The organism is Streptomyces sp. NPDC001678 (assembly GCF_042892945.1).
In the GTDB taxonomy this organism is placed as follows: Bacteria; Actinomycetota; Actinomycetes; order Streptomycetales; family Streptomycetaceae; genus Streptomyces.
In genome coordinates this window covers 48094-71145 of sequence record NZ_JBIAUP010000020.1, presented here as the reverse complement: position 1 = coordinate 71145, position 23052 = coordinate 48094, and the positions used below count along the sequence as shown (strand labels likewise).

Sequence of the window (23052 nt, the reverse complement as noted above, 5' to 3'; positions counted from 1 at the left end):
CCGGAGGCTGCGCGCCCTGCTGCTTGTCGGTCTCTTCTCGGTCTCGTATCACCAGTCACCGCCCGGAAGATGGTGGCATGGCCCGGCCGGGCAAGGGGGTATCAGGGTGCATTTCGGGGGGCGCGGACTCCGGATCGTACGCCCTGTAGTGCGATGACGCACTCTGGGTGATCTTCTGGACGGCCTGGTTCCGGTGGCCGGGACGGCCTGTCCGGGGCGGGCCTGGGCGGCCCGTCCGGGGTGCGATGCGGCAGTATGCACCGGATGGACGAGCTTCCCGAGTACGCGGAACGGGTGCTGGCCGTCGCCGAGCTGATTCCGGCGGGCCGGGTGATGACCTACGGAGACGTCGCCGAATGGCTGGAAGAGGGCGGCCCCCGGCAGGTCGGCCGCGTCATGGCCCTCTACGGCGGGGCCGTGCCCTGGTGGCGCGTCGTCCGGGCGGACGGTGTGCTGCTGCCGGGCCACGAGCGGGAGGCCCTGGCCCACTACCGCGCCGAGGGCACCCCGCTGCGGGAGCCGGGCCGCACGGCCGACGCCCGGATGCCCCGGCTCGCCATGGCCCGCGCCCGCTGGGACGGCACCCCGGATGTGACTCCGCACACCTGACGGCCGGAGGACCGCCGCCGCCGGGCCGCGCCCCGGCCCGTGACCACAAGGCGTTACCCGAACGGATGAGGCCCTGGAAGAGGGACGGAGGCTCGCGGGACGCACTGCGCCACACGGGTCTCCTGGCGTAGCGTCGGGGGTCGCCCTTCTCGCCGTGACGCGTCCCGGCCGACCGACCACCCGTACCTCCCCCCTCAGGACCGGCAACACACGTGAGCTCCTCGTCGTCCCACCAGCGGCCCGCCACGGGCGCGTACCGCCTCGTGCGCACGCCGCCGGGCCCGGTGGTCCCTCCTGAGCTGGACGCGTGCCAGCGCGCGGTGGTTGACCACGGCCGGGGGCCGCTGCTGGTGCTCGCCGGTCCGGGCACGGGCAAGACGACCACGCTCGTCGAGGCGGTGGCCGAACGGGTGCGGCGGGGCACCGACCCCGCGCGGATCCTCGTGCTGACCTTCAGCCGCAAGGCGGCCGTCGAACTGCGCGACCGGATGACGGCCCGGCTCGGCGGCGCCCAGGGCCCGCAGGCCACCACCTTCCACTCCTACTGCTACGCGCTGGTGCGCGCCCACCAGGACGTCGAGCTGTTCGCCGAGCCCACCCGGCTGCTGTCCGGCCCGGAGCAGGACGTCATGGTGCGCGAGCTGCTGGAGGGCGAGCTGGAGCTGGGCAAGGAGGGCCGCGGCCGGGTGCGCTGGCCCGACGAGCTGCGCGCCTGCCTGACCACCCGCGGCTTCGCCGACGAGATGCGCGCCGTCCTCGCCCGCAGCCGGGAGCTGGGCCTGGGCCCCGGCGAGCTCGACGCCTTCGCCCACCGCACGGGCCGCCCCGACTGGCGCGCCGCCGCCTCCTTCCTCGCCGAGTACCTGGACGTCCTCGACGCGCGCGGCGTCCTCGACTACGCCGAGCTCGTCCACCGCGCCGTCCTCCTCGCCGGGCGCCCCGAGGTCGCGGCCGAACTGGGCCGGAGCTACGACGCGGTCTTCGTCGACGAGTACCAGGACACCGACGCCTCCCAGGCGCGGCTGCTGCGCGCGCTGGCGGGCGGCGGCCGGACCCTGATCGCCTTCGGCGACCCCGACCAGTCCATCTACGCCTTCCGGGGCGCGGACGTCGGCGGCATCCTCGAATTCCCGCACGACTTCCCGCGCGCCGACGGCTCGCCCGCCCCGGTCGCGGTCCTCACCGCCTCGCGCCGCTCCGGCGCCGCCCTGCTCGCCGCCACCCGGCTGCTCACCCGCCGGATGCCGCTGACCCGGCTGCCGGCCGACGCGGTACGGGCCCATCGCGAGCTCACGGCCGTACGGGACGGGGGCCGGGTGGAGGCGTACACCTACCCGACGGCGGGCGCCGAGCTCGACAACATCGCCGACATCCTCCGCCGCGCCCACCTGGAGGACGGTGTCCCCTGGCAGGACATGGCCGTACTCGTCCGCGCGGGCTCCCGCTCGATACCGTCCCTGCGCCGCGCCCTGACGTCGGCGGGCGTCCCGGTCGAGGTCGACGGCGACGACATCCCCCTCCGCCACGAACCGGCGGTGGCCCCCTTGCTGACGGCGCTGCGAGCGGTGGCGGAGTCGACGGCCTCGGCCACAACGGCCCCCGCGACCGATGCCTCAACGGGTGGGCGGGTGGGAGATCCCGCGCCGGAGGCGCGGAACTGGCTCACGCCGGAGACGGCGCTGCACCTCCTCTCATCGCCCCTGGGCGGCATGGACGCCGCAGACCTCCGCCGCCTGGGCCGAGCCCTCCGCGAGGAGGAGCGCGCGGCGGGCGAGGGAATGCCGCGCCCCTCGGACACCCTCATCGCCGAAGCCCTCGCGGAGCCGGAACGCCTCGTCGCCCACGACCCCGCGTACGCACGCCCCGCCCAGCGCCTGGGCGCCCTCTTGGCGGGCGCGCGCGCCCTCCTGGCGCGCGGCGGCACGGCCGAGGAAGCCCTCTGGCACCTGTGGGACGGCACCCCCTGGCCCACCCGGCTGCGCCGCGCCGCCCACCGCGGCGGCCCGGCCGGCCGCAACGCCGACCGCGACCTCGACGCCGTCTGCGCCCTCTTCGAGACCGCCGCCCGCGCCGAGGAACGCACCGGCGGCCGCGGCGCCCTGAACCTCCTCGACGAGCTGGACGCCCAGGACATCGCCGCCGACACCCTCACCCGCCGGGCCGTGCGCCCCGACGCCGTACGGCTGATGACCGCGCACCGCTCCAAGGGCCTGGAGTGGCGGCTCGTCGTCGTCGCGGGCGTCCAGGAGGGCCTCTGGCCCGACCTGCGGCGCCGCGGCTCGCTCCTGGAGGCCGACCGCATCGGGCGCGACGGCATCGCCGAGCCCCTCGGCGCGGGCGCCCTCCTCGCCGAGGAGCGCCGGCTGTTCTACGTCGCCGCGACCCGGGCCCGCGACCGGCTCGTGGTCACGGCGGTCAAGGCGGCCGCCGAGGACGGCGACCAGCCCTCCCGCTTCCTGGCCGAGCTGGGCGCCGAGCCCGTCGACGTCACCCAGCGCCCGCGCCGCCCCCTGGCCGTCGCCGCGCTCGTCGCCGAGCTGCGCGCCACCACCGTCGACCCCGCCGCCTCCGACGCCCTGCGGGCCGCCGCCGCCGAACGGCTCGCCCGGCTCGCCGCCCTGCGCGACGAGGAGGGCCAGCCGCTCGTCCCCGCCGCGCACCCCGACCGCTGGTGGGGCCTGGACGAGCCCACCCACAACGCGGTGCCGCTGCGCGACCCGGAGCGGCCCGTCGCGCTGTCCGGCTCCGCCCTCGGCCAGCTCACCGAGGACGGCTGCTCCCTCCAGTGGTTCCTGGGCCGCGAGGTGAAGGCGGACGCCCCCGCCACCGCCGCCCAGGGCTTCGGCAACGTCGTCCACGTCCTCGCCGACGAGGTCGCCTCCGGCCGCACCCCCGCCGACCTCGCCGTGCTGATGGAGCGTCTGGAGACCGTCTGGGCGTCCCTGGCCTTCGACGCCCCCTGGAAGTCGCGGCAGGAGATGGAACAGGCCCGCGCCGCCCTGGAGCGCTTCCTGCGCTGGCACGTGATGGAGCGCGCCCGCGACGCCGCCGCCACCGAGCACCCCTTCGACGTCACCCTCAAGGCCCAGCAGTACCAGGTGCGCATCCGCGGCTCCATGGACCGCGTCGAGCGGGACGCCCAGGGCCGCGCGTACGTCGTCGACTTCAAGACCGGCAAGAGCGCGCCCTCCGCCAAGGACGTCGAACGCCACCCCCAGCTCGCCGTCTACCAGCTCGCCGTCGCCGAGGGCGCCGTGGACGACGTCTTCGGCGGCGCCCGGCCCCGGCCCGGCGGCGCCGAACTCGTCCACCTGCGCCAGGGAGCGGCCAAGAAGGACGGCGGGGAGATGCTCCCCAAGGTCCAGGCGCAGGAGCCCCTCGACGGCGAATGGGTCGGCGAGCTCCTCGCCGAGGCCGCGGGCCGGGTCCTCGAGGAACGTTTCACCCCCCGCCCCGGCCGGCAGTGCGACCACTGCTCGTTCCGCGCCTCGTGCAGTGCCCGGCCCGAGGGCCGGCAGATCGTGGAGTGAGATGTCAGTGGGTCCCTCTAGCGTTACCGGCGTGACCCCGCGCCTGACCGATCCCGAGCAGCTCAAGGAGCTCCTCGGCATCCCCTTCACCCCGGAGCAGACGGCCTGTATCACCGCGCCGCTCGCCCCGCAGGTCATCGTGGCCGGAGCCGGGTCCGGCAAGACCACGGTCATGGCCGCGCGCGTCGTCTGGCTGGTCGGCACCGGGCAGGTCGCGCCCGAGGAGGTCCTCGGCCTGACGTTCACCAACAAGGCCGCGGGCGAGCTCGCCGAGCGCGTCCGCAAGGCCCTCGGCCGGGCCGGGATCGGTACGGAGCCCGCCGAGCCCTCCGAGAAGGAGACCGGCGGCGAGCCCCGGATCTCCACCTACCACGCCTTCGCCGGCCAGCTCCTCAAGGAGCACGGCCTGCGCATCGGCCTGGAGCCCACCTCCCGCCTCCTCGCCGACGCCACCCGCTTCCAGCTCGCCGCCCGCGTCCTGCGCTCCTCACCGGGCCCGTACCCGGCCCTCACCCGCCCCTTCGCCGACCTGGTCACCGACCTGCTGGCCCTCGACGGCGAACTCGCGGAGCACCTGGTCGAGCCGGAAGGGCTACGGGCGTACGACAGCGAACTCCTGGACACCCTCGCCGGCGCCAAGCTCACCAACGCGGACCTGCGCAAGATCCCGGAGACGGTCCGCGCCCGCCTGGAGCTCCTGGAACTCGTCGAGGCGTACCGCGAGGAGAAGCGCTCCCGCGACCTCCTCGACTTCGGCGACCAGATCGCCCGCTCCGCCGAGCTGGCCCGCACCCGGCCCGAGGTGGGCCGCATCCTCCGCGAGCAGTTCAAGGTCGTCCTCCTCGACGAGTACCAGGACACGTCCGTCGCCCAGCGGCTGCTGCTGGCCGGCCTCTTCGGCGCCGGCACGGGCCACGCGGTGACGGCCGTGGGCGACCCCTGCCAGGCCATCTACGGCTGGCGCGGCGCCTCGGTGGCCAACCTCGACGACTTCCCGCGGCACTTCCCGCACGCCGACGGGCAGCCCGCCCGGCGCTACTCCCTCAGCGAGAACCGCCGCAGCGGCGGCCGCCTCCTGGACCTCGCCAACACCCTGGCGGCCCCCCTCCGCGAGCGCCACGAAGGCGTCGAGGCCCTGCGCCCGGCCCCCGGCGCCGAGCGCGACGGCGTCGTCCGCTGCGCCCTGCTGCCCACCCACGCCGAGGAGCTCGACTGGCTCGCGGACTCCCTCGCCCACCTCGTCCGCACCGGCACCCGCCCGGGCGACATCGCCGTCCTGTGCCGCACCGCCACCGACTTCGCCGAGATCCAGGGCGCCCTCGTCCGGCGCGACGTCCCCGTCGAGGTCGTCGGCCTCTCCGGGCTGCTCCACCTGCCCGAGATCGCCGACCTGGTCGCGGTCTGCGAGGTCCTCCACGACCCCACCGCCAACGCCTCCCTGGTCCGGCTGCTGACGGGCCCCCGCTGGCGCGTCGGCCCCCGGGACCTGGCCCTGCTGGGCCGCCGCGCCCGTACGCTCGTGCCCTACGGCCCCACCGGCACCGACCCCGACCGTCGCCTCGCCGAGGCCGTGGAGGGCGTGGACCCCACGGAGACGACGTCCCTGGCCGACGCCCTGGACACCTTCCTGTCGGCCGACCCCGGCGACGACCTGCCCTTCTCCACCGAGGCCCGCGTCCGCTTCGCCCGCCTCGCGGCCGAGCTCCGCGACCTGCGCCGCGGCCTCGGCGACCCGCTGATGGACGTCCTCCACCGCGTCCTCGCCACGACGGGCCTGGAGGTGGAGCTGTCGGCCTCCCCGCACGCCCTGGCGGCCCGCCGCCGCGAGACCCTCACCCAGTTCCTGGACGTCGCCGCCGGCTTCGCCGCCCTGGACGGCGAGGTCACCCTGGCCGCCTTCCTCGGCTTCCTGCGCACGGCCGCGCAGTACGAGAAGGGCCTCGACAACTCCCTGCCCGGCGGCGAGGACACCGTCAAGATCCTCACCGCGCACAAGTCCAAGGGCCTGGAGTGGGACGTGGTGGCCGTCCCGGGCCTGGTGGCGAAGGCCTTCCCCAGCGAGCAGTCCCGCGACTCCTGGACGTCCCAGCCCAAGGTCCTCCCGCACGCCCTGCGCGGCGACACCGACACCCTCCCCGACGTCACCGACTGGACCGCCAAGGGTCTGGCGGCCTTCAAGGGCGCGATGAAGGCCCACCAGCACACCGAGGAACTGCGCCTCGGCTACGTCACCTTCACCCGCCCGCGCAACCTCCTCCTGGGCTCCGGCCACTGGTGGGGCCCGAACCAGAAGCGGACGCGCGGCCCGTCGGAGTTCCTGGAGGCCCTCCGCGCCCACTGCGAGGCGGGCCACGGCGAGATCGAGGCCTGGGCGGACGCCCCGGCCGAGGACGCGGAGAACCCGGCCCTCCACCAGGAGACGGACCACGCCTGGCCCCTGCCCCTGGACCAGGCCTCCCTGGCCCGCCGCCGCGAGGCGGCCGGGGCGGTCCGGGCACACCTGAACCGCCTGGAGACGGAGACGGACCCGCAGCCACGGACCACGCACCCGCTCCCCCCGGAGGAGACCCGCGCCGTCGCCTCCTGGGACCGCGATCTGGACGCCCTCGCCGGCGAGCTCCGGCGCACCCGCGCCAAGGTCCACGACGTGCTGCTCCCGTCCACCCTGACCGCCACCCAGCTGATGCAGCTGGCCGCCGACCCCGACGCCTTCGCGAGCGACCTCGCGCGCCCCATGCCGCGCCGCCCCCAGCCCGCCGCCCGCCGGGGCACCCGCTTCCACGCCTGGCTGGAGTCCCGCTTCGAGGCCCTCCCGCTGCCCTTCCTGGGCCCGGAGGAGCTCCCGGGGGGCGCCGACCCGGGCGAGATCGCCGACGAGCGGGACCTGGCCGAGCTCAAGGAGGCCTTCCAGCGGACCCCCTACGCCCACCGCACCCCCTACCGGGTGGAGGCCCCTTTCCAGCTCACTCTCGCGGGCCGCACGATCCGGGGCCGCATTGACGCGGTGTACCGCGAACGGAACGGCGGGCGCGACACGTACGAGATCGTCGACTGGAAGACCGCCCGCGCCCGGACCGCCGACCCCCTCCAGCTGGCGATCTACCGCCTGGCCTGGGCGGAGCAGCACGGACTTCCGCTCTCCTCCGTGACGGCCGCTTTCGTGTACATCCGCGACGGCGAGAAGGCGGTCCCGCCGGACCTGCCCGACCGCGCCGCGCTGGAACGGATCCTCCTGGGGGAGGACGTGTGACGAAACCCGGTCCTGGTCGCCCCGCGTGTCCGGATAGGCTCGATGGCATGAGCAATGCCCCGGACAACGCCGTCCGCGCGTACATCGACGAGCACCGCGCCGCCTTCCTCGCCGACCTGGCCGAGTGGCTGCGCATCCCTTCCGTGTCGGCCGACCCGGCCAACGCGGCCGATGTGCGCCGCAGCGCCGAGTGGCTGGTGGCGAAGCTCGCGGAGACGGGCTTCCCGACGGCGGAGCTCTGGGAGACGGGCGACGGCGAGGGTGCCCCCGCCGTGTTCGCGGAGTGGCCCTCCGGCGTGGCGGACGCGCCCACGGTCCTGGTCTACGGCCACCACGACGTCCAGCCCGCCGCCCGCGAGGACGGCTGGCACACGGACCCGTTCGAGCCGACGACGATCGACGGCCGGCTGTACGCGCGCGGCGCGGCCGACGACAAGGGCCAGGTGTTCTTCCACACCCTGGGCGTCCGCGCCCACCTGGCGGCCACCGGCCGCACCGCCCCGGCCGTCAACCTCAAGCTGATCATCGAGGGCGAGGAGGAGTCGGGCTCGCCGAACTTCCCCGCGCTGATCGCCGCGCACGCCGACCGGCTCGCCTGCGACGCCGTGATCGTCTCGGACACGGGCATGTGGTCCGAGGACACCCCGACGGTGTGCACGGGCATGCGGGGCCTGGCCGAGTGCCAGATCGACCTGTACGGCCCGGACCAGGACATCCACTCCGGTTCCTTCGGCGGCGCCGTGCCCAACCCGGCCACGGAGGCCGCCCGCCTGGCGGCCGCCCTGCACGACGAGGACCGCAGGGTGACGATCCCGGGGTTCTACGACGGGGTGGTGGAGCTCACCGAGCGGGAGCGCGAGCTGATCGCCGAGCTGCCGTTCGACGAGAAGCGCTGGCTGCGCGCCGCGCACTCGCACGGCACCCTCGGCGAGGCGGGCTACAGCACGCTGGAGCGCGTCTGGGCCCGTCCGACCGCCGAGGTCAACGGCATCGGCGGTGGCTATCAGGGCCCCGGCGGCAAGACGATCGTCCCGTCGTCGGCCCGGCTGAAGCTGTCCTTCCGGCTGGTCGCGGGCCAGGACGCCGATCGTGTCCAGGAGTCCGTGCGCGACTGGGTGGCGGCCCGCCTCCCGCAGGGCGGCGGCATCCGGCACGAGATCACGTTCACCGGCTCGACCCGCCCCTGTCTGACCCCGCTGGACCACCCGGCGCTCCAGTCGGTCGTACGGGCCATGACCAAGGCCTTCGGCCAGAAGGTCCGTTTCACGCGCGAGGGCGGCTCGGGCCCGGCGGCGGACCTCCAGGACGTCCTGGGCGCCCCGGTGCTGTTCCTCGGCATCTCGGTGCCGTCGGACGGCTGGCACGCGCCGAACGAGAAGGTCGAGCTGGACCTGCTCATGAAGGGCGTGGAGACCGCCGCCCACCTGTGGGGGGACCTGGCCGGGACGACCAGCAAGGGCGCCGGCCCCGGCGACGCCTGACGCCGGTCGTGTCGCGCAAGACGCACAAACATTGTCAAGAGGGGGAGTTGGAAGCAGCCGTGACCACCTGGACCGAATTCACCGCCACCCGGCCCGACACGCTCGACGTCGCACTGAGCGGCGCGAGCGGCATCGACCGTGCCGCGCACCACCGTCTGGACGAGGCGTGGCTCGCCGCGGCGTGGAGTCACCCCACGACGCGGGTCTTCGTGGTCTCCGGCGGTCAGGCGCTGATCGACGACACCCCCGACGGCCGCACCGAACTGGTGATGACGCCCGCCTTCGAGGCGCCGGTCACCGAGACGCACCGCTACTTCCTCGGCAAGGACGAGCACGGTGTGGCCTACTTCGCGCTCCAGAAGGACGCGCTGCCCGGCCGTATCGACCAGTCCGCGCGCCCGGCGGGCCTGCGGGAGGCCGGTCTGCTGCTGTCCCCGCGCGACGCGGGCCTGCTCGTGCACGCCGTGGCCCTGGAGAACTGGCAGCGCCTCCACCGCTTCTGCTCGCGCTGCGGCGAGCGCACGGTGATCGCGGCCGCCGGCCACATCCGCCGCTGCCAGGCCTGCGGCGCCGAGCACTACCCCCGGACCGACCCGGCCGTGATCATGCTGGTCACGGACGAGAAGGACCGGGCGCTGCTGGGCCGCCAGATGCACTGGCCGGAGGGCCGTTTCTCGACGCTCGCGGGCTTCGTGGAGCCGGGGGAGTCCATCGAGGAGGCGGTGCGCCGGGAGGTCGCCGAGGAGGCGGGCGTCGTCGTCGGCGACGTGGAGTACATCGCCAGCCAGCCCTGGCCGTTCCCCTCCAGCCTGATGCTGGGCTTCATGGCCCGGGCGACGTCCTCGGACATCCAGGTGGACGGCGAGGAGATCCACGAGGCGCGCTGGTTCTCCCGGGACGAGCTGCGGGCCGCGTTCGAGAGCGGGGAGGTCCTGCCTCCGACCGGCATCTCCATCGCGGCCCGCCTGATCGAGCTCTGGTACGGCGAGCCGCTCCCGTAGGGAGCGCGCGGCCGGCCGGCGTCAGGCGCCGATCTTCGCCTTCACCTGCGCCAGCGAGGGGTTGGTGAGGGTGGAGCCGTCGGCGAAGAGCACGGTGGGGACCGTCTGGTTCCCGCCGTTCGCCTTCTCCACGAAGGCCGCCGACTCGGGGTCGAGCTCGATGTTGATCTCGTTGTAGGCGATGCCCTCGCGGTCCAGCATGGTCTTCAGACGGCGGCAGTAGCCGCACCAGGTGGTGCTGTACATCGTCACGGTGCTCGACATGCGACCCGCGCTCCTTCTTCCTCGGGGGAGATTCCGGAGGAAGAACGCACACCCGGTGCGCAGCATTCCCGAGCGTTTCCGACGCCTCCCCGACGCGGTTCCGGCACATTCCCGGACCAATCCCGGACCGTTCCCGGATTAGTACGACCGGTCTGCCCCACCTGTGGACGACATTCCCGGTCACCCCGCCGGACCTGGCAGCATGGCGGGGTGACAGCAGCAACGCACTCCACTCTCTTCCCCCAGGTGCCGGACTCGGCCGACGCGGTGCTCGACGGGCTCGACCCCGAGCAGCGCGAGGTCGCCACGGCCCTGAGCGGTCCGGTGTGCGTGCTGGCCGGCGCCGGTACGGGCAAGACCCGTGCGATCACCCACCGCATCGCCTACGGCGTCCGGTCCGGTCTGCTCCAGCCCGCGAGTGTGCTCGCCGTCACCTTCACCAACCGGGCGGCGGGCGAGATGCGCGGCCGGCTGCGCCAGCTGGGCGCGGGCGGCGTCCAGGCCCGTACGTTCCACTCGGCCGCCCTGCGCCAGCTCCAGTACTTCTGGCCCAAGGCCGTGGGCGGTGAGCTGCCCCGGCTGCTGGAGCGCAAGGTCCAGGTGGTGGCGGAGGCCGCGGCCCGCTGCCGGATCCGGCTCGACCGCAATGAGCTGCGTGATGTGACGTCCGAGATCGAGTGGGCGAAGGTCACCCAGACCGTTCCCGAGGACTATCCGGCCGCCGCCGCCAAGACCGGCCGGGAGGTCCCCCGGGACCCCGCCGAGATCGCCCTGGTCTACGGGACGTACGAGCAGCTCAAGCGCGAGCGCGGCGTGATCGACTTCGAGGACGTGCTGCTGCTCACCGTGGGCGTCCTCCAGGACCGCCACGACATCGCCGAGACCGTCCGCCGCCAGTACCACCACTTCGTGGTCGACGAGTACCAGGACGTCAGCCCGCTCCAGCAGCGGCTGCTGGAGCTGTGGCTGGGCGACCGCGACAGCCTGTGCGTGGTCGGTGACGCCAGCCAGACGATCTATTCGTTCACCGGCGCCACCCCCGACCACCTGCTGAACTTCCGGGTCCGGCATCCGCACGCCACCGTCGTCAAGCTCGTCCGGGACTACCGCTCCACCCCCCAGGTGGTCCACCTGGCCAACGGACTGCTGGCCCAGGCCCGCGGCCGGGCCGCCGAGCACCGGCTGGAGCTGGTCTCCCAGCGCGACCGCGGCCCCGAGCCCGTCTACGGGGAGTACGCGGACGAGCCCGCCGAGGCCGAGGGCACCGCGCGCAGGGTCCGGGAGCTGATGGATTCAGGGGTGCCCGCGAGCGAGATCGCGATCCTCTACCGCGTCAACGCCCAGTCCGAGATCTACGAGCAGGCCCTCGCCGACGTCGGGGTGCCCTACCAGCTGCGCGGCGCCGAGCGCTTCTTCGAGCGCCCCGAGGTGCGCGAGGCCGGGCTGCTGCTGCGGGGTGCCGCCCGCGCCGGCGGCCACTCGGACCCCCAGCTGGCCGGTGTCGACGACGTGCCCTCCCAGGTGCGCGCCGTGCTCGGCACGCGCGGCTGGACGCCCGAGCCCCCGGCGGGCTCGGGGGCGGTCCGTGACCGCTGGGAGTCCCTGGCGGCGCTGGTGCGCCTCGCCGAGGACTTCGTCCGGGCCCGCCCGGCGGCCACCCTCGCCGACCTGGTCGCCGAGCTGGACGAGCGGGCGAACGCCCAGCACGCGCCCACGGTGGAGGGTGTGACGCTCGCCTCACTGCACGCGGCCAAGGGCCTGGAGTGGGACGCCGTCTTCCTGGTGGGGCTCGCCGAGGGCATGATGCCGATCACCTACGCCAAGACCGACGAGCAGGTGGAGGAGGAGCGCCGGCTGCTCTATGTCGGCGTCACCCGGGCCCGGGTCCACCTGTCGCTGTCCTGGGCGCTGTCCCGGACACCGGGCGGCCGGCCCTCCCGGCGGCCCACCCGCTTCCTCAACGGCCTGCGGCCGGGCTCCGCGGCCGTCCGCCCGGTCTTCTCCGCCACGGCCGGGCAGGGGGGCGTCGAGCGGGGCGCCGGGGCGCGCAGACGGCGCGGCTCCGCCCGGTGCCGGGTCTGCGGCCGGACCCTGACCGACGCGGGCGAGATCAAACTGATGCGCTGCGAGGACTGCCCCTGCGAGCTCGACGAGGCGCTCCACGAACGGCTGCGCGACTGGCGGGCCGAGCAGGCCCGCCTGCTGGGTCAGCCCGCCTACTGCGTCTTCACCGACAAGACACTTCTCGCGATCGCCGAGGCCGTTCCGGGAACCGAAGCGGAGCTCGCGAGCATCTCAGGTGTCGGAGGACGGAAGCTCGGGAAGTTCGGAGCCGACGTTCTCGCCCTGTGCGCGGGCGAAGATCCGGGCTCGACGGATGTGTCCCAGGACACCTCCCAAGAAACTCCGGAAAAATAGTTTGCGCGTGTGGAGGCAGTGCCCATAGCCTTCCGAGCAGGGAAGCGACGGGCCTTTCAGGTTCCGTTGACTCCGTGCTGTACTGAAACCGAAGACTTGGACCGTGTCACAGCGGTCCCCCGAGACGCCGAGAGGAGGCGGAGACAATGATCAGCTTTATGGCCAGCGACAAAATGACCGATCGCCAGATCGGCTCCGCCGCCATGCTCGGCTTCCTCGGCTCCTTCCAGGGCACCGGTCTGTCCGGCGCCACCCAGGTCCTCATTCCGGTCCGGCCGGAACAGCGACCGACCAAGGGATCCGAGGTAAGGGCAGCAGCTGAGGCACAGGCGCAGGCCTATGCCGTCGCGGCGGTCGCCAATGGCGCCGGATCCCTGAACGCAGCGCACCACCTTCCCAAGACGTGGGCCTTCCGTGGGCTCGAACCCTGGAGAGATCCAGCCTGATCGGCATGATCAGGTCGGCACCTTCCAGGGCCGCGGAACCCACACCGGGATCCGCGGCCCTTTTGTTTGCCCCCCAGCCGGGGGAAACCAGCCCGGCCACCAGCCGGAACAACAGACGAGGAAACACCCACCGTGCAACTCAAGGCGCACACCCCGTCCGTAGCGACCGACCTGATCCCCCCGCCCGTCCCCACGGAGGACACCTTGACCCCGCTGACCGCCCTCACCGACCTCGACGAGGCCATCGAAAACCTCGGCGTCCCGGTCCCCTGCCGCAGCTATGACCCGGAGGTCTTCTTCGCCGAGTCCCCGGCCGACGTCGAGTACGCCAAGTCCCTCTGCCAGACCTGCCCGCTGCGCGCCGCCTGCCTCGCCGGGGCCATGGACCGTCGTGAGCCCTGGGGCGTCTGGGGTGGCGAGCTGTTCGTCCAGGGTGTGGTCGTCGCCCGCAAGCGGCCCCGTGGCCGCCCGCGCAAGAACCCGGTCAGCGCATGACCGCCATCGGCACCATCGACCGCCCCTCGACGCACGACCCCAAGAAGCAGGACCCGACGATGCACCCCACCTCCGAGCCATTCGCCCCCGGCACCAGCACCACCCATGAACGCACCGGCGCGACCGCCTCGCGTCAGAACAGGAACCACGCCATGCAACTCATCCCAGAAGCCCTGGCCAGGGCCCATATGCACGACCGGCTGAGGGAGGCCGAGTCCCAACGGAGGGCCGTGCGGCTGGCCGCCGCCCGCCGGATGCAGCGCCGCGCCGAGCGCGCCTCGCTGCGGGCCCGCCGGGCCCTGGCCATGGCCGTGATGCAGTAGTGAGCCACCGCGGGGCCGGTCCTTTCGGACCGGCCCCGCACCCCGTTCGGGTGCGCCACCCACGCCGGGCCCGCTCACAGGGATATCGTCTGGGAGTGGACCGCAAGACGCATGAATCCGCGCGGCTGGACCCCGAGGCCGACAAGCCCGTAGCGTGCGCTCGCTGTGGCGCTCCGGCACCGGACGGGACACCGCCGCCGACCTGGATCTGCTCCGTCGAGAACGGCAGCCGCCACTACTTCTGTGACGACTGCGCCCGCGCCAACCTCAGAGCCATCGAAGGGCGCCTCGACTCGTCCTGGTGGTGAGACCGGGGCCGACCGGGGCGCCCCGGCTCACCCTCAGGCGGAAGTGTCCTGACTGCGCTCGTCGGTGGTGAAACCGGGCACCCACGCCTCCATTTCGTCACGCAGCCGTACCGTGGCACCCAGCTGGCAGAGCACCCCGATGGTGCTCATCGTCACCCGGTGTATCAGCAGATAGGCCGGTGGCAGATTGAGCTGCCTGGCCAGCTGGTACGCGGGGGAGCGGGGATCGGCGATCCGGGTCGCCTGCGCCCGCAGCCAGTCCCGGGTGAAGGTGAACTCCTCCACTTGCGCCGGCTCGATGATGGGCAGGAGATAGTCGAGCACCGCCCCCGGGTCCAGCTCGATCTCCGGCTTGACGAAGCCCTCGTCGCGCAGCAGTTCGTGGACCGCGTCCGCCTCGCCGTCGAGGGTCAGCCGCAGCGCCGTGCCGATTTCGACGGGCAGCCCTCTGGGCAGCCGGTCGACCGTGCCGAAGTCCAGCACTCCCAGCCGCCACTTCTCCGGCGGGCCGTCGGGCGCGTCCCCGGTCAGCAGCCGGAAGTTGCCCGGATGCGGGTCGGCGTGGAGCAGCCCGGTGCGGGCCGCGCCCGAGAAGAGGAAGCGCGCCAGCAACTGCCCGGCCCGGTCCCGCATCTCCTGGCTGCCGTCCGCTATCACCTCGGACAGCGGCACCCCGTCCAGCCACTCCGTCACCAGTACCTGATCCCCGTGGTGGACGACGTCCGGCACCGTCACATCGGGATCCCCGGCGAACTCCCGGGCGTGCGCGCCCTGGGCCCGCGCCTCCAGCCCGTAGTCCAGCTCCTCCGACACCCGGTCCCGCAGCTCGGTGATGAGCGGCTTGAGGTCCATCCCGGGCACCAGCGGCCCCAGCAGCTTGGCGAACCGGCCCAGTTGCGTCAGATCGGAGAGCAGCGCGTCACCCGCTCCCGGATACTGCACCTTGACGGCCACCTCGCGCCCGTCGTGCCAGACGGCCCGGTGTACCTGCCCGATGGACGCGGCCGCCGCCGGCTTGTCCTCGAACTCCTCGAACAGATCGCGCCAGTCCTCACCGAGCCGCTCCGCCAGCGCAGCGTGCACCGAGGCCACCGGCATCGGGGGAGCCGCCTCCTGAAGCTTGGTGAGCGCCGCCCGGTAGGGGCCGGCGATCTGCTCCGGGAGAGCCGACTCGAAGACGGACAACGCCTGACCGAGCTTCATGGCACCCCCCTTGAGCTGCCCCAACGTCGCGAAGAGCTGCTCCGCCGTGCGCTGCTGCAGCTCGGCGGCGATCATCTCCGCCGGGCGGCCGCCGATGCGCTTTCCCAGCCCGAGCGCCGTGCGCCCCGCGAACCCCAAGGGCAGCGCGGCCAACTTGACGGTACGCGTGACCGCCTTGCGGGGTAGATCAGACATGCGCCCCTCCAACTAGCTGAACAGCCACGCCTCGGACGGCGGTTACCGGGTCATTCTCCCGTGCGCCGCCTCCGCGACCCCTGGACTTCCCGTCGCCCCGGGCCGAGGCACCGCACGGACACCGCGGATGCGGTGCGACGGGCCGGGGATGCCAGAGCTGACCCGGCAGGGCCAGCTCCAGCCGGACCCCGGCGCCCGGCGTGGGCCCACCGTCGAGAAGGGCGAGCGCCCACGCCACGGTCAGCCCCGCCACGACCGTGGCCAGTGCCATGTCGCAAGACGGTACCCCCGAGACCCGCCCGGACCTCCACTGGGCGAGCATCCGGGGCCATGCCGCGTCCCGTTCGGCCCGTTCCCGCTCGATACAGCCCGCGCACGCCGACCTTTCCGGCAGCACCAGCGGACCCACCAGCCCGGTGGCCTCCAGCACCCCCGCGTACAGATGCGGCGTCCCGGCCGCGATCAGCTCCTCGGCCGCCGCCGGGTCCGGCGCGAAGGCCGCCAGACCGTCGCGCGGCGCGAACACCACGAGCCCCAGCGGCTTCTCCTCGCCCTCCTCCGCCCGTTCCCCGCCCCCGCCCCGGGAGCCGCCCGAACGGCCCCGGGGCGGGGGCACGGGCGTGGCCCGCCGCACGGCGTGCCGCGCGGCGACGTCCCGCCGCTCCCCGGTCCGCTCGGCGCCCACACCCCCCGGCGCCACGTCCCACGGCTCCACACAGCCGCCGTCCCGGACATCGACCCGGCCCACTCCCGACGCGGACAGCAGCGCCGCGACCGTCGCCCCCACCCGCCCCGCGCCCCGCACCTGCACCCGTGCCCTCTGCCGCGCGGCCATCACCCGCAGCGCCGCGCCGGGCTCGGGATGGCGCACGGACAGCGCGGCCAGGTCCGGCCGCAGCCGCTCCAGGGCGCCGCCCCGGCCCCGCAGCGCGGCGGCCTCCGCACCACCCCCGCGCGGATCGTCCAGCAGCCCGGCCGCCGCCAGCCGCCCCACCAGCTCGTCGGCCCGCCCCTCCGGCAGCCCCATCCCCCGGGCCTCCTCGCGGAGCAGGGGCATCCCCCGCGTCCCGTCGAGCAGCCCGAGGAAGGAGCCCGTCGCCGTGTCGACCGGCCCCAACAGCACCGCGTGCGCGGGAGCCACCCCGAACTGCACCGTGTCCCGGCTGCGCCAGGCCCGGCGCAGCGCGGGCTTGAGCATCGGATGCATCGGATGCGCGGTCTCCGCCCGCCCGGTCCCGGTCGTGGTCGTCGTCGCGGACTTGATCACGTTCGTGGCTGTGGCTGTGGTCGTCTGCATGGTTCCCCCCTCGTCCGTGCCACAGCCTGCCCGCCCCGGCCGTCGGCCGCGCGGCGTTGTCCACAGGAAGGGGGCGTTAGTCGTACAAGCCGTGCGCTCCCGGGAGTGTTTCCCCGACAACCGACGGAGGGGCGGGACTTCCCGTGCCGCCAGCGGGTAACGTCGGGGCCGTGCCCGTCGACCCCCTGCACAGTGCCGCGAGACCGCCGCGCAGCGCCCCGAGCCCGCTTTCCCGAGGCCAGGAGGCCGACGCGGTCGAGGTCCGGCGGAGCACGCGCCGCAGGCGGACGGTCTCCGCGTACCGCGAGGGCGACCGCACGATCGTGCTCATCCCCGCCCGGATGTCGGACGCCGAGGAGCGGCGCTGGGTGGGCGTGATGCTCGACAAGCTCGCGGCGCAGGAGAGCCGGCGGATGCTGGGCGACACCGAGCTGGCCGACCGGGCCCGTTGCCTGTCCGAGCAGTATCTGGACGGCCGCGCCCGGCCCGCCTCCGTGCGCTGGGTCACGAATCAGAACACCCGCTGGGGCTCGTGCACCCCCGCCGAGGGCAGCATCCGTCTCTCGCACCGTCTCCAGGGCATGCCCGAGTACGTCGTCGACTACGTCCTCCTCCACGAGCTGGCGCACCTTCTCGTCCCCGGTCACGGCCCCGAGTTCTGGCGGCTCCTGGAGGCGTACCCGCGCACCGAGCGCGCCCGGGGCTACCTCGAGGGCGTGGTCGCCGCCGACCGGCTGCCCCACCTCCCGGCCGCCCGCGGCGAGTGACCGGCCCGTGAGCGGGGCCGCCCCGGCATCGGCGGCTGTCGCCGCCAGCGGTTAGCCTGGCGCAACGCATTCACCACGGGTACGGATGGGGGACGGGCGTCACGCATGTCCAGGGAATTCCAGCGCGGCCACAAGGCCAAGATCAGTGACCTGACGGCGGGGACGGATCTGTATGTGGGAGTGCAGATCGGCGGCCCCGGCCTGACCTTCGACGTCAGCTGCTTCGGCCTCGACGCCGACGAGAAGCTCTCGGACGACCGCTACTTCGTCTTCTTCAACCAGCCGAAGTCGCCGGAGGAGGCCATCCAGCAACTGGGCGCGCAGGCCGGCGACACGGAATCCTTCCGGGTCACGCTCGACCGCGTCCCGGCCCACATCCGCAAACTCAGCTTCACGGCGACGCTGGACGGCGCCGGCCAGATGTCGCAGGCGGGCTCGGGCTACCTCCGGGTCGTCGCGGGTGGCGTGGAGGTCGCGCGCTACTCCTTCACGGGCGCGGAGTTCACCACCGAGCGCGCGGTGATGCTCGGTGACATCTACCTCAAGGACGTCTGGCGGTTCGCCGCCGTCGGGCAGGGCTTCGACGGCGGCCTCGAGGCGCTGCTGACGAACTTCGGCGGCGAGGTCCTGGAGGAGGAGCCCGCTCCGGCGGAGGCCCCCGCCCCGGCCGCCGCCGTGCCCGCCTTCGCGCCCCCGGCGCAGGCCGGCGCGCCCCCCGCCTTCGCACCCCCGCCCGCACAGCAGCACCCGTCCGGGCAGCAGCCCCCTGCCGCCCAGCAGCCGCCCGTCACGCAGCAGCCCGCCGCCCAGCAGGCGCCCCAGCCCCCGGCATCCGCCCAGGGGTTCGCGCCCCCGCCGGGCAGCACCCCGCCCCCGGCCCAGGTGCACGCCGCCCCCACCCTCGCCGCGCCCATCGCCCCGCCCGGCTACTTCTCCGGCGCCGGCCACACACCCACGGGCCACGCCCACGCGCCCTCCGGCCACGCGCCCGGCAGCGGCCACACGCCCCCCGGTGGCGTCGTCCCGCCGCCCGGCCCGCCCGGTGTGCCGGGGCAGCACGCCCCGTACGGCCGGCAGGCCGCCGCGCCGGCCCACGCCTACCCCGCACAGCAGCCGTACGGCGCGCCGCCCCCGCCCCCCGGACAGCCCGGCGTCCCCGGCGCACCCGCGCAGCCCTACCCGGGCGCCCCGCAGGCCCCGTACGGCCAGCAGCCCCACGCCCCCGCCCAGCAGGGCCACCCCGGCCCGTACGCCCCGCCCGCCGTGCCAGGCGTCCAGGCGGCGCTGAACAAGTACCGCGAGGTCCCCACCGGACAGCGCTGGACGCTCCAGAACTCCAAGCTCATCCGGGTCGACCTCGGCGCCGACCCCCAGCCCGTGCTCGCCCGGCAGGGCAGCATGGTGCTCTACCAGGGCAAGGTCGACTTCGGTTACAAGGGCGCCGGCTTCATGGGCCGCATCGTCGGCGGCGCCACCGGCCAGGAGATGCAGCTGATGCGCTGCACCGGCCGCGGCCAGGTCTTCCTCGCCGAGAACTCCGCGCACGTCCACCCCATCCAGCTGGAGAACGACGCGATCTGCGTCAGCGCCGACGCGGTGCTCGCCTTCGACGAGTCGTTGCACCACGAGGTGCGCCGGATCGACGGCCACGGCATCCCCGGCGGGGCGCTGTTCACCATGCAGTTCCAGGGCACCGGCACCGTCGTCGTCAAGACCCACGGCACGCCCGTGGTGCTGCCCGTCACCCCCGCCACCTACGCCGACAGCAACGCCATCGTGGCCTGGTCGGCGGGTGCCCAGGTGATCATCTCCAGCCAGGTGCGACTGCGCCGCGCCTCGTACCCGGGCCATAGCGGAGAGGCCGTGAACCTCCAGTTCCGGGGCGCGCCCGGCAACTTCATCGTCGTCCAGCCCTACGAGGTCTGAGGGAAGCCGAAATGACCATGCATCAGATGCCGATGGGCCAGCCGCCGTTCCCGGGCCACGCCGCCCCCGTACCGTCGGGGCCGCGGATGGAGAACCACGGCAGCAGCATGCTCAAGGTCGCCATGCTGACCGGCCAGGACCTCTTCGCCCGCACGGGCTCGATGGTCGCCTACGAGGGCTACGTCCAGTACGACCCGAACCCGCCCGCCGTCCGGCAGATGGCCTCCCAGTGGCTCACCGGCGAGGGCGTCCCCCTCATGCGCTGCCACGGCGACGGCCTGCTCTACCTCGCCGACTACGGGGCGGACATCGTCTGCCTCCAGCTCAACGGCGAGTCCCTCTCCGTGAACGGCACCAACGTCCTCGCCTTCGACGCCCAGCTCCAGTGGGGCGTCGAGCGCGTCAAGGGCATGGCGAAGTTCGCCGGACAGGGCCTGTTCAACGTGGGCATCAGCGGCACCGGCTGGGTGGCGCTCACCTCCCGCGGCACACCGATCGTCGTCGACTGCGGCCGCGGCGACGACGAGACCTATGTCGACCCCGACGCGCTCGTCGCCTGGTCCAGCAACCTCCGGATGAAGGGCAAGCGCAGCTTCAAGGCGTCCTCCCTGATCGGCCGGGGCAGCGGCGAGGCCTACCAACTGGGCTTCTCCGGCGAGGGCTTCGTGGTCGTCCAGCCCAGCGAGGACAGCACCGACCGGCTCCGGGCCCGGGGCTGAGGGGGAGAACGAGAACATCATGCAGAGCCCGCTTTTCGCCTACACCGAGGCCCAGACGCAGGACCGCTACGCCCTCCAGAACGCGCAGATGCTGCGGGTCTCCCTCACCGGTCACGAGGACGTCCTCGCCCGCAAGGGCTCGATGGTCGCCTACCAGGGCATGGTCGAGTTCGACGCCGAGTACCAGACGCGCGGCCAGCAGAACTCCCGTGCCCACACCGGCGAGGGCCTGGACCTGATGCGCTGCTCCGGCCAGGGCACGGTCTACTTCGCCAACCTGGCCCAGCACGTCCACATCATGGACGTGGACCGGGACGGCCTGACCGTCGACGGCGCCTATGTCCTGGCCCTGGACTCCAGCCTCCACTGGGAGACCATCGCGGTGGACAGCCAGTACGGGATCTCCGGTACGGGCGCGTACCAGCTGAACATCTCCGGCCAGGGCAAGGTCGCGCTGATGACCTCCGGCCATCCGTTGATGCTCCAGGTCACCCCCGACCGCGTCGTCAGCGCCGACGCGGACGCGGTGGTCGCCTGGTCGGCGTCGCTGCGGGTGCAGATGCAGGCGCAGACGTCCTCGTCCAGTGTGTGGCGGCGGCGCGGCGGCACGGGCGAGGGCTGGGAGCTCAGCTTCTCCGGCCACGGCTACGCGCTGGTGCAGCCCAGCGAACTGCTGCCGCCGCAGGGCACGGAGATCGGCCAGGGCCTCATGGCCCAGTACGGCCTGGGTCAGCACGGTGCCCACGCCCAGAACCAGGGCAACATCTGGAGCAACTGAGCGCCAGGGCACATGTAAGGGGCGGTCACCATGGGTGACCGCCCCTTACGTCGTACCGTGGCGCCTACAGGCGCTCCAGCGTCCGGCGCAGCAGCTCGACGACCGACTCGTCGGCCACCGAGCCCACCTCGTCGTACGGGAACCAGCGCAGGTCCAGCGACTCGTCGCTGATCGCCTCGACGGCCCCGTCCGGGACCAGCGCCGCGTACTGCACGTCCAGGTGCCAGTTGCACGGCGCCGGGATCGGGTGCCGGTCCAGCCGCACCGGGCCGCCCGGCAGCAGCGTCAGCCCCGCGATGCCGGACTCCTCCGTGGCCTCGCGCAGCGCGGCCTCCTCGAGCGTGGCGTCACCGGGCTCGCAGTGACCGCCCATCTGGAGCCACATCCGGAGCTTGCGGTGCAGCGTGAGCAGCACCCGGCCGCGCGCGGGGTCGATCACCAGGGCGCTCGCGGTGACGTGCCCCGCCTGGCAGGGCTTCCACATGCCGTCCGGGTGGGCGGCGAGGTGGTCCAGATAGACGTCGCGCAGCTCCGGCTGGTCCGCGTACTCCTTGAGGACGAGGGCCGCGTTCTCGTGAAGGCTCACTTGCCGGACTCACCCTTTTCGTCCCCGGGCTCGCCCTTGCCGCCGTCGTCCTTGCCCTCGGCCTCGCGCTCACCGGCCGGCTTCTCACCGGTGCCCTTGGCGGCCTCGCCGAGCATCTTGTCGAGCTCGGAGAAGTCCAGGTGCTCGCGGTGGACGAAGCCGTCCGGGTCGTCCAGGTCGGCGGCGGTGGGCAGCATGTCCGGGTGCTCCCACAGGCCGTCCCGGCCCTCCAGGCCGCGCGCGTCCGTCAGCGACGCCCACAGCCGGGAGGCGTCCCGCAGCCGGCGGGGGCGCAGCTCCAGGCCGATCAGCGTGGCGAAGGTCTGCTCCGCCGGGCCGCCGGAGGCGCGCCGGCGGCGCAGCGTCTCGCGCAGCCGGTCGGCGGACGGCAGGTGCGGGGCCGCCGCAGCGTGCACGACCGCGTCCACCCAGCCCTCGACCAGCGCGAGCGCCGTCTCCAGACGGGCCAGCGCGGCCTTCTGCTCCGGGGTGTCCTCCGGCTGGAACATGCCCTGCTGGAGAGCCTCCTGCAGCTGCTCGGGGTGGCTGGGGTCGAGCTGGCCGACCACGTCCTCCAGCTTGGACGCGTCGACCTTGATGCCCCGGGCGTAGCCCTCGACGGCGCCGAACAGATGTGAGCGCAGCCACGGCACGTGCGCGAAGAGCCGCTGGTGGGCGGCCTCGCGAAGGGCCAGGTACAGCCGGACCTCCTCCTGCGGGACCTCAAGGCCCGAACCGAAGGCCTCGATGTTCACCGGGAGCAGCGCGGCCTTGCCCGCCGGGCCCAGCGGCAGGCCGATGTCGGTCGAGCCGACGACCTCGCCCGCGAGCACGCCCAGGGCCTGCCCGATCTGGGTGCCGAACATGGCGCCGCCCATGCTGCGCATCATCCCGAGCAGCGGGCCGGCCATGGCCTGCATCTCCTCGGGCAGCACACCGCCCATGGCGGCGCCGACGCGCTCGGCGACCGGGTCCACCAGGTCCTTCCACACGGGCAGGGTCGCCTCGACCCACTCCGCGCGGGACCAGGCGACGGCCGTGCCCGAGCCGGACGGCAGGGACGTCACACCGTCCAGCCACAGGTCGGCCAGGCGCACGGCCTCCTCGACCGCGGCGCGCTCGCCGTCCGTGACGCTCGCGTCCTTGGAACCGTCGGCCGTGCCGCGGGCGACGGTCTGGCGCGCGATGTCCTTGGCCATGTCCCAGTTCACCGGGCCGCCCTCGTAGGAGAGCATCTGGCCGAGCTGCTGGAAGGCGGCGCCGAGATCATTGGGGTTCATGGAGCCGAACATCGCGGCGAAGGGGTTGTCCCCGCCACCGCCGGGGAGCCCGCCGAACCCGAAGGGATTCGCGGGCCCCTGGCCGCCTCCCTGGCCACCGCCCTTCTTCTTGCCGTCGTCGCCGTTCTCCGGCTCCTCCGGCGGAAGACCGAATCCGAATGGGGTGTCACTCACGG

The 23052-nt window shown here is 73.8% G+C and carries 19 protein-coding genes; 14 read left to right on the top strand and 5 right to left on the bottom strand.

Annotated elements, in window-relative coordinates; genetic code table 11:
* Positions 1-264: 264 nt before the first annotated feature.
* From ACFYZR_RS29950 to nudC, 5 genes are all read left to right on the top strand, one after another.
* Positions 265-609 (top strand): MGMT family protein, encoded by a 345-nt coding sequence (locus ACFYZR_RS29950; RefSeq protein ID WP_391915955.1) that lies wholly within the window; start codon positions 265-267, stop codon positions 607-609.
* A 212-nt stretch (positions 610-821) separates the two neighbouring features.
* Positions 822-4139, top strand: coding sequence for an ATP-dependent helicase (locus ACFYZR_RS29945; protein ID WP_391915954.1), 3318 nt, complete (start codon positions 822-824; stop codon positions 4137-4139).
* A 31-nt stretch (positions 4140-4170) separates the two neighbouring features.
* A complete protein-coding gene (locus tag ACFYZR_RS29940; RefSeq protein WP_391915952.1) occupies positions 4171-7389 on the top strand; it encodes a UvrD-helicase domain-containing protein in 3219 nt (1072 codons plus the stop codon).
* 47 nt (positions 7390-7436) lie between these two features.
* Positions 7437-8870, top strand: coding sequence for a dipeptidase (locus ACFYZR_RS29935; protein WP_391915949.1), 1434 nt, complete (start codon positions 7437-7439; stop codon positions 8868-8870).
* A 59-nt stretch (positions 8871-8929) separates the two neighbouring features.
* Positions 8930-9871, top strand: a complete 942-nt coding sequence (gene nudC / locus ACFYZR_RS29930; RefSeq protein WP_391915946.1) for an NAD(+) diphosphatase — start codon at positions 8930-8932, stop codon at positions 9869-9871.
* A 21-nt stretch (positions 9872-9892) separates the two neighbouring features.
* On the opposite strand, the gene ACFYZR_RS29925 is transcribed toward nudC, so the two are convergent.
* Complete coding sequence (locus ACFYZR_RS29925; RefSeq protein ID WP_229351040.1) at positions 9893-10135, bottom strand: mycoredoxin; 243 nt, start codon at positions 10133-10135, stop codon at positions 9893-9895.
* Positions 10136-10345: 210 nt separating this feature from the next.
* Here ACFYZR_RS29925 and ACFYZR_RS29920 point away from each other — a divergent pair, with 210 nt between their 5' ends.
* From ACFYZR_RS29920 to ACFYZR_RS29900, 5 genes are all read left to right on the top strand, one after another.
* A complete protein-coding gene (locus ACFYZR_RS29920; protein WP_391915943.1) occupies positions 10346-12553 on the top strand; it encodes an ATP-dependent DNA helicase UvrD2 in 2208 nt (735 codons plus the stop codon).
* A gap of 146 nt (positions 12554-12699) precedes the next feature.
* Positions 12700-12999 carry a hypothetical protein gene (locus ACFYZR_RS29915; RefSeq protein WP_391915940.1) on the top strand — a complete coding sequence of 100 codons (300 nt, stop codon included), beginning with the start codon at positions 12700-12702 and terminating at the stop codon, positions 12997-12999.
* Positions 13000-13131: 132 nt separating this feature from the next.
* A complete protein-coding gene (locus tag ACFYZR_RS29910) occupies positions 13132-13494 on the top strand; it encodes a WhiB family transcriptional regulator (protein ID WP_311614403.1) in 363 nt (120 codons plus the stop codon).
* Positions 13491-13817, top strand: a complete 327-nt coding sequence (locus ACFYZR_RS29905; protein ID WP_391915936.1) for a hypothetical protein — start codon at positions 13491-13493, stop codon at positions 13815-13817. Before ACFYZR_RS29910 ends, ACFYZR_RS29905 begins: the two co-directional genes overlap by 4 nt.
* A gap of 95 nt (positions 13818-13912) precedes the next feature.
* The gene (locus tag ACFYZR_RS29900) at positions 13913-14125 is read left to right on the top strand and encodes a hypothetical protein (RefSeq protein ID WP_391915934.1); all 213 of its coding nucleotides are present in this window, start codon (positions 13913-13915) and stop codon (positions 14123-14125) included.
* A gap of 33 nt (positions 14126-14158) precedes the next feature.
* Here ACFYZR_RS29900 and ACFYZR_RS29895 read toward each other — a convergent pair whose 3' ends face one another.
* The gene (locus tag ACFYZR_RS29895) at positions 14159-15523 is read right to left on the bottom strand and encodes an ABC1 kinase family protein (RefSeq protein WP_391915932.1); all 1365 of its coding nucleotides are present in this window, start codon (positions 15521-15523) and stop codon (positions 14159-14161) included.
* On the bottom strand, positions 15516-16730 hold the full coding sequence (locus ACFYZR_RS29890; protein WP_391916058.1) for a ThiF family adenylyltransferase: 1215 nt from the start codon (positions 16728-16730) through the stop codon (positions 15516-15518). The genes ACFYZR_RS29895 and ACFYZR_RS29890 overlap by 8 nt, the downstream gene beginning before the upstream one ends.
* Before the next feature lie 260 nt (positions 16731-16990).
* On the opposite strand from ACFYZR_RS29890, the gene ACFYZR_RS29885 reads away from it, so the two are divergent.
* The 4 genes from ACFYZR_RS29885 to ACFYZR_RS29870 all read left to right on the top strand — a co-directional run bounded on the left by ACFYZR_RS29885 (position 16991) and on the right by ACFYZR_RS29870 (position 21010).
* Positions 16991-17587 (top strand): M48 family metallopeptidase, encoded by a 597-nt coding sequence (locus tag ACFYZR_RS29885; RefSeq protein ID WP_391915930.1) that lies wholly within the window; start codon positions 16991-16993, stop codon positions 17585-17587.
* 105 nt (positions 17588-17692) lie between these two features.
* Complete coding sequence (locus ACFYZR_RS29880) at positions 17693-19513, top strand: TerD family protein (protein WP_391915927.1); 1821 nt, start codon at positions 17693-17695, stop codon at positions 19511-19513.
* 17 nt (positions 19514-19530) lie between these two features.
* The gene (locus ACFYZR_RS29875; RefSeq protein WP_391916056.1) at positions 19531-20232 is read left to right on the top strand and encodes an AIM24 family protein; all 702 of its coding nucleotides are present in this window, start codon (positions 19531-19533) and stop codon (positions 20230-20232) included.
* Between the two features lie 19 nt (positions 20233-20251).
* A complete protein-coding gene (locus tag ACFYZR_RS29870) occupies positions 20252-21010 on the top strand; it encodes an AIM24 family protein (RefSeq protein ID WP_391915924.1) in 759 nt (252 codons plus the stop codon).
* Positions 21011-21074: 64 nt separating this feature from the next.
* On the opposite strand, the gene ACFYZR_RS29865 is transcribed toward ACFYZR_RS29870, so the two are convergent.
* Both ACFYZR_RS29865 and ACFYZR_RS29860 read right to left on the bottom strand, forming a co-directional pair.
* A complete protein-coding gene (locus tag ACFYZR_RS29865) occupies positions 21075-21596 on the bottom strand; it encodes an NUDIX hydrolase (protein ID WP_391915922.1) in 522 nt (173 codons plus the stop codon).
* On the bottom strand, positions 21593-23050 hold the full coding sequence (locus ACFYZR_RS29860) for a zinc-dependent metalloprotease (RefSeq protein WP_391915919.1): 1458 nt from the start codon (positions 23048-23050) through the stop codon (positions 21593-21595). The genes ACFYZR_RS29865 and ACFYZR_RS29860 overlap by 4 nt, the downstream gene beginning before the upstream one ends.
* Positions 23051-23052: the final 2 nt, after the last annotated feature.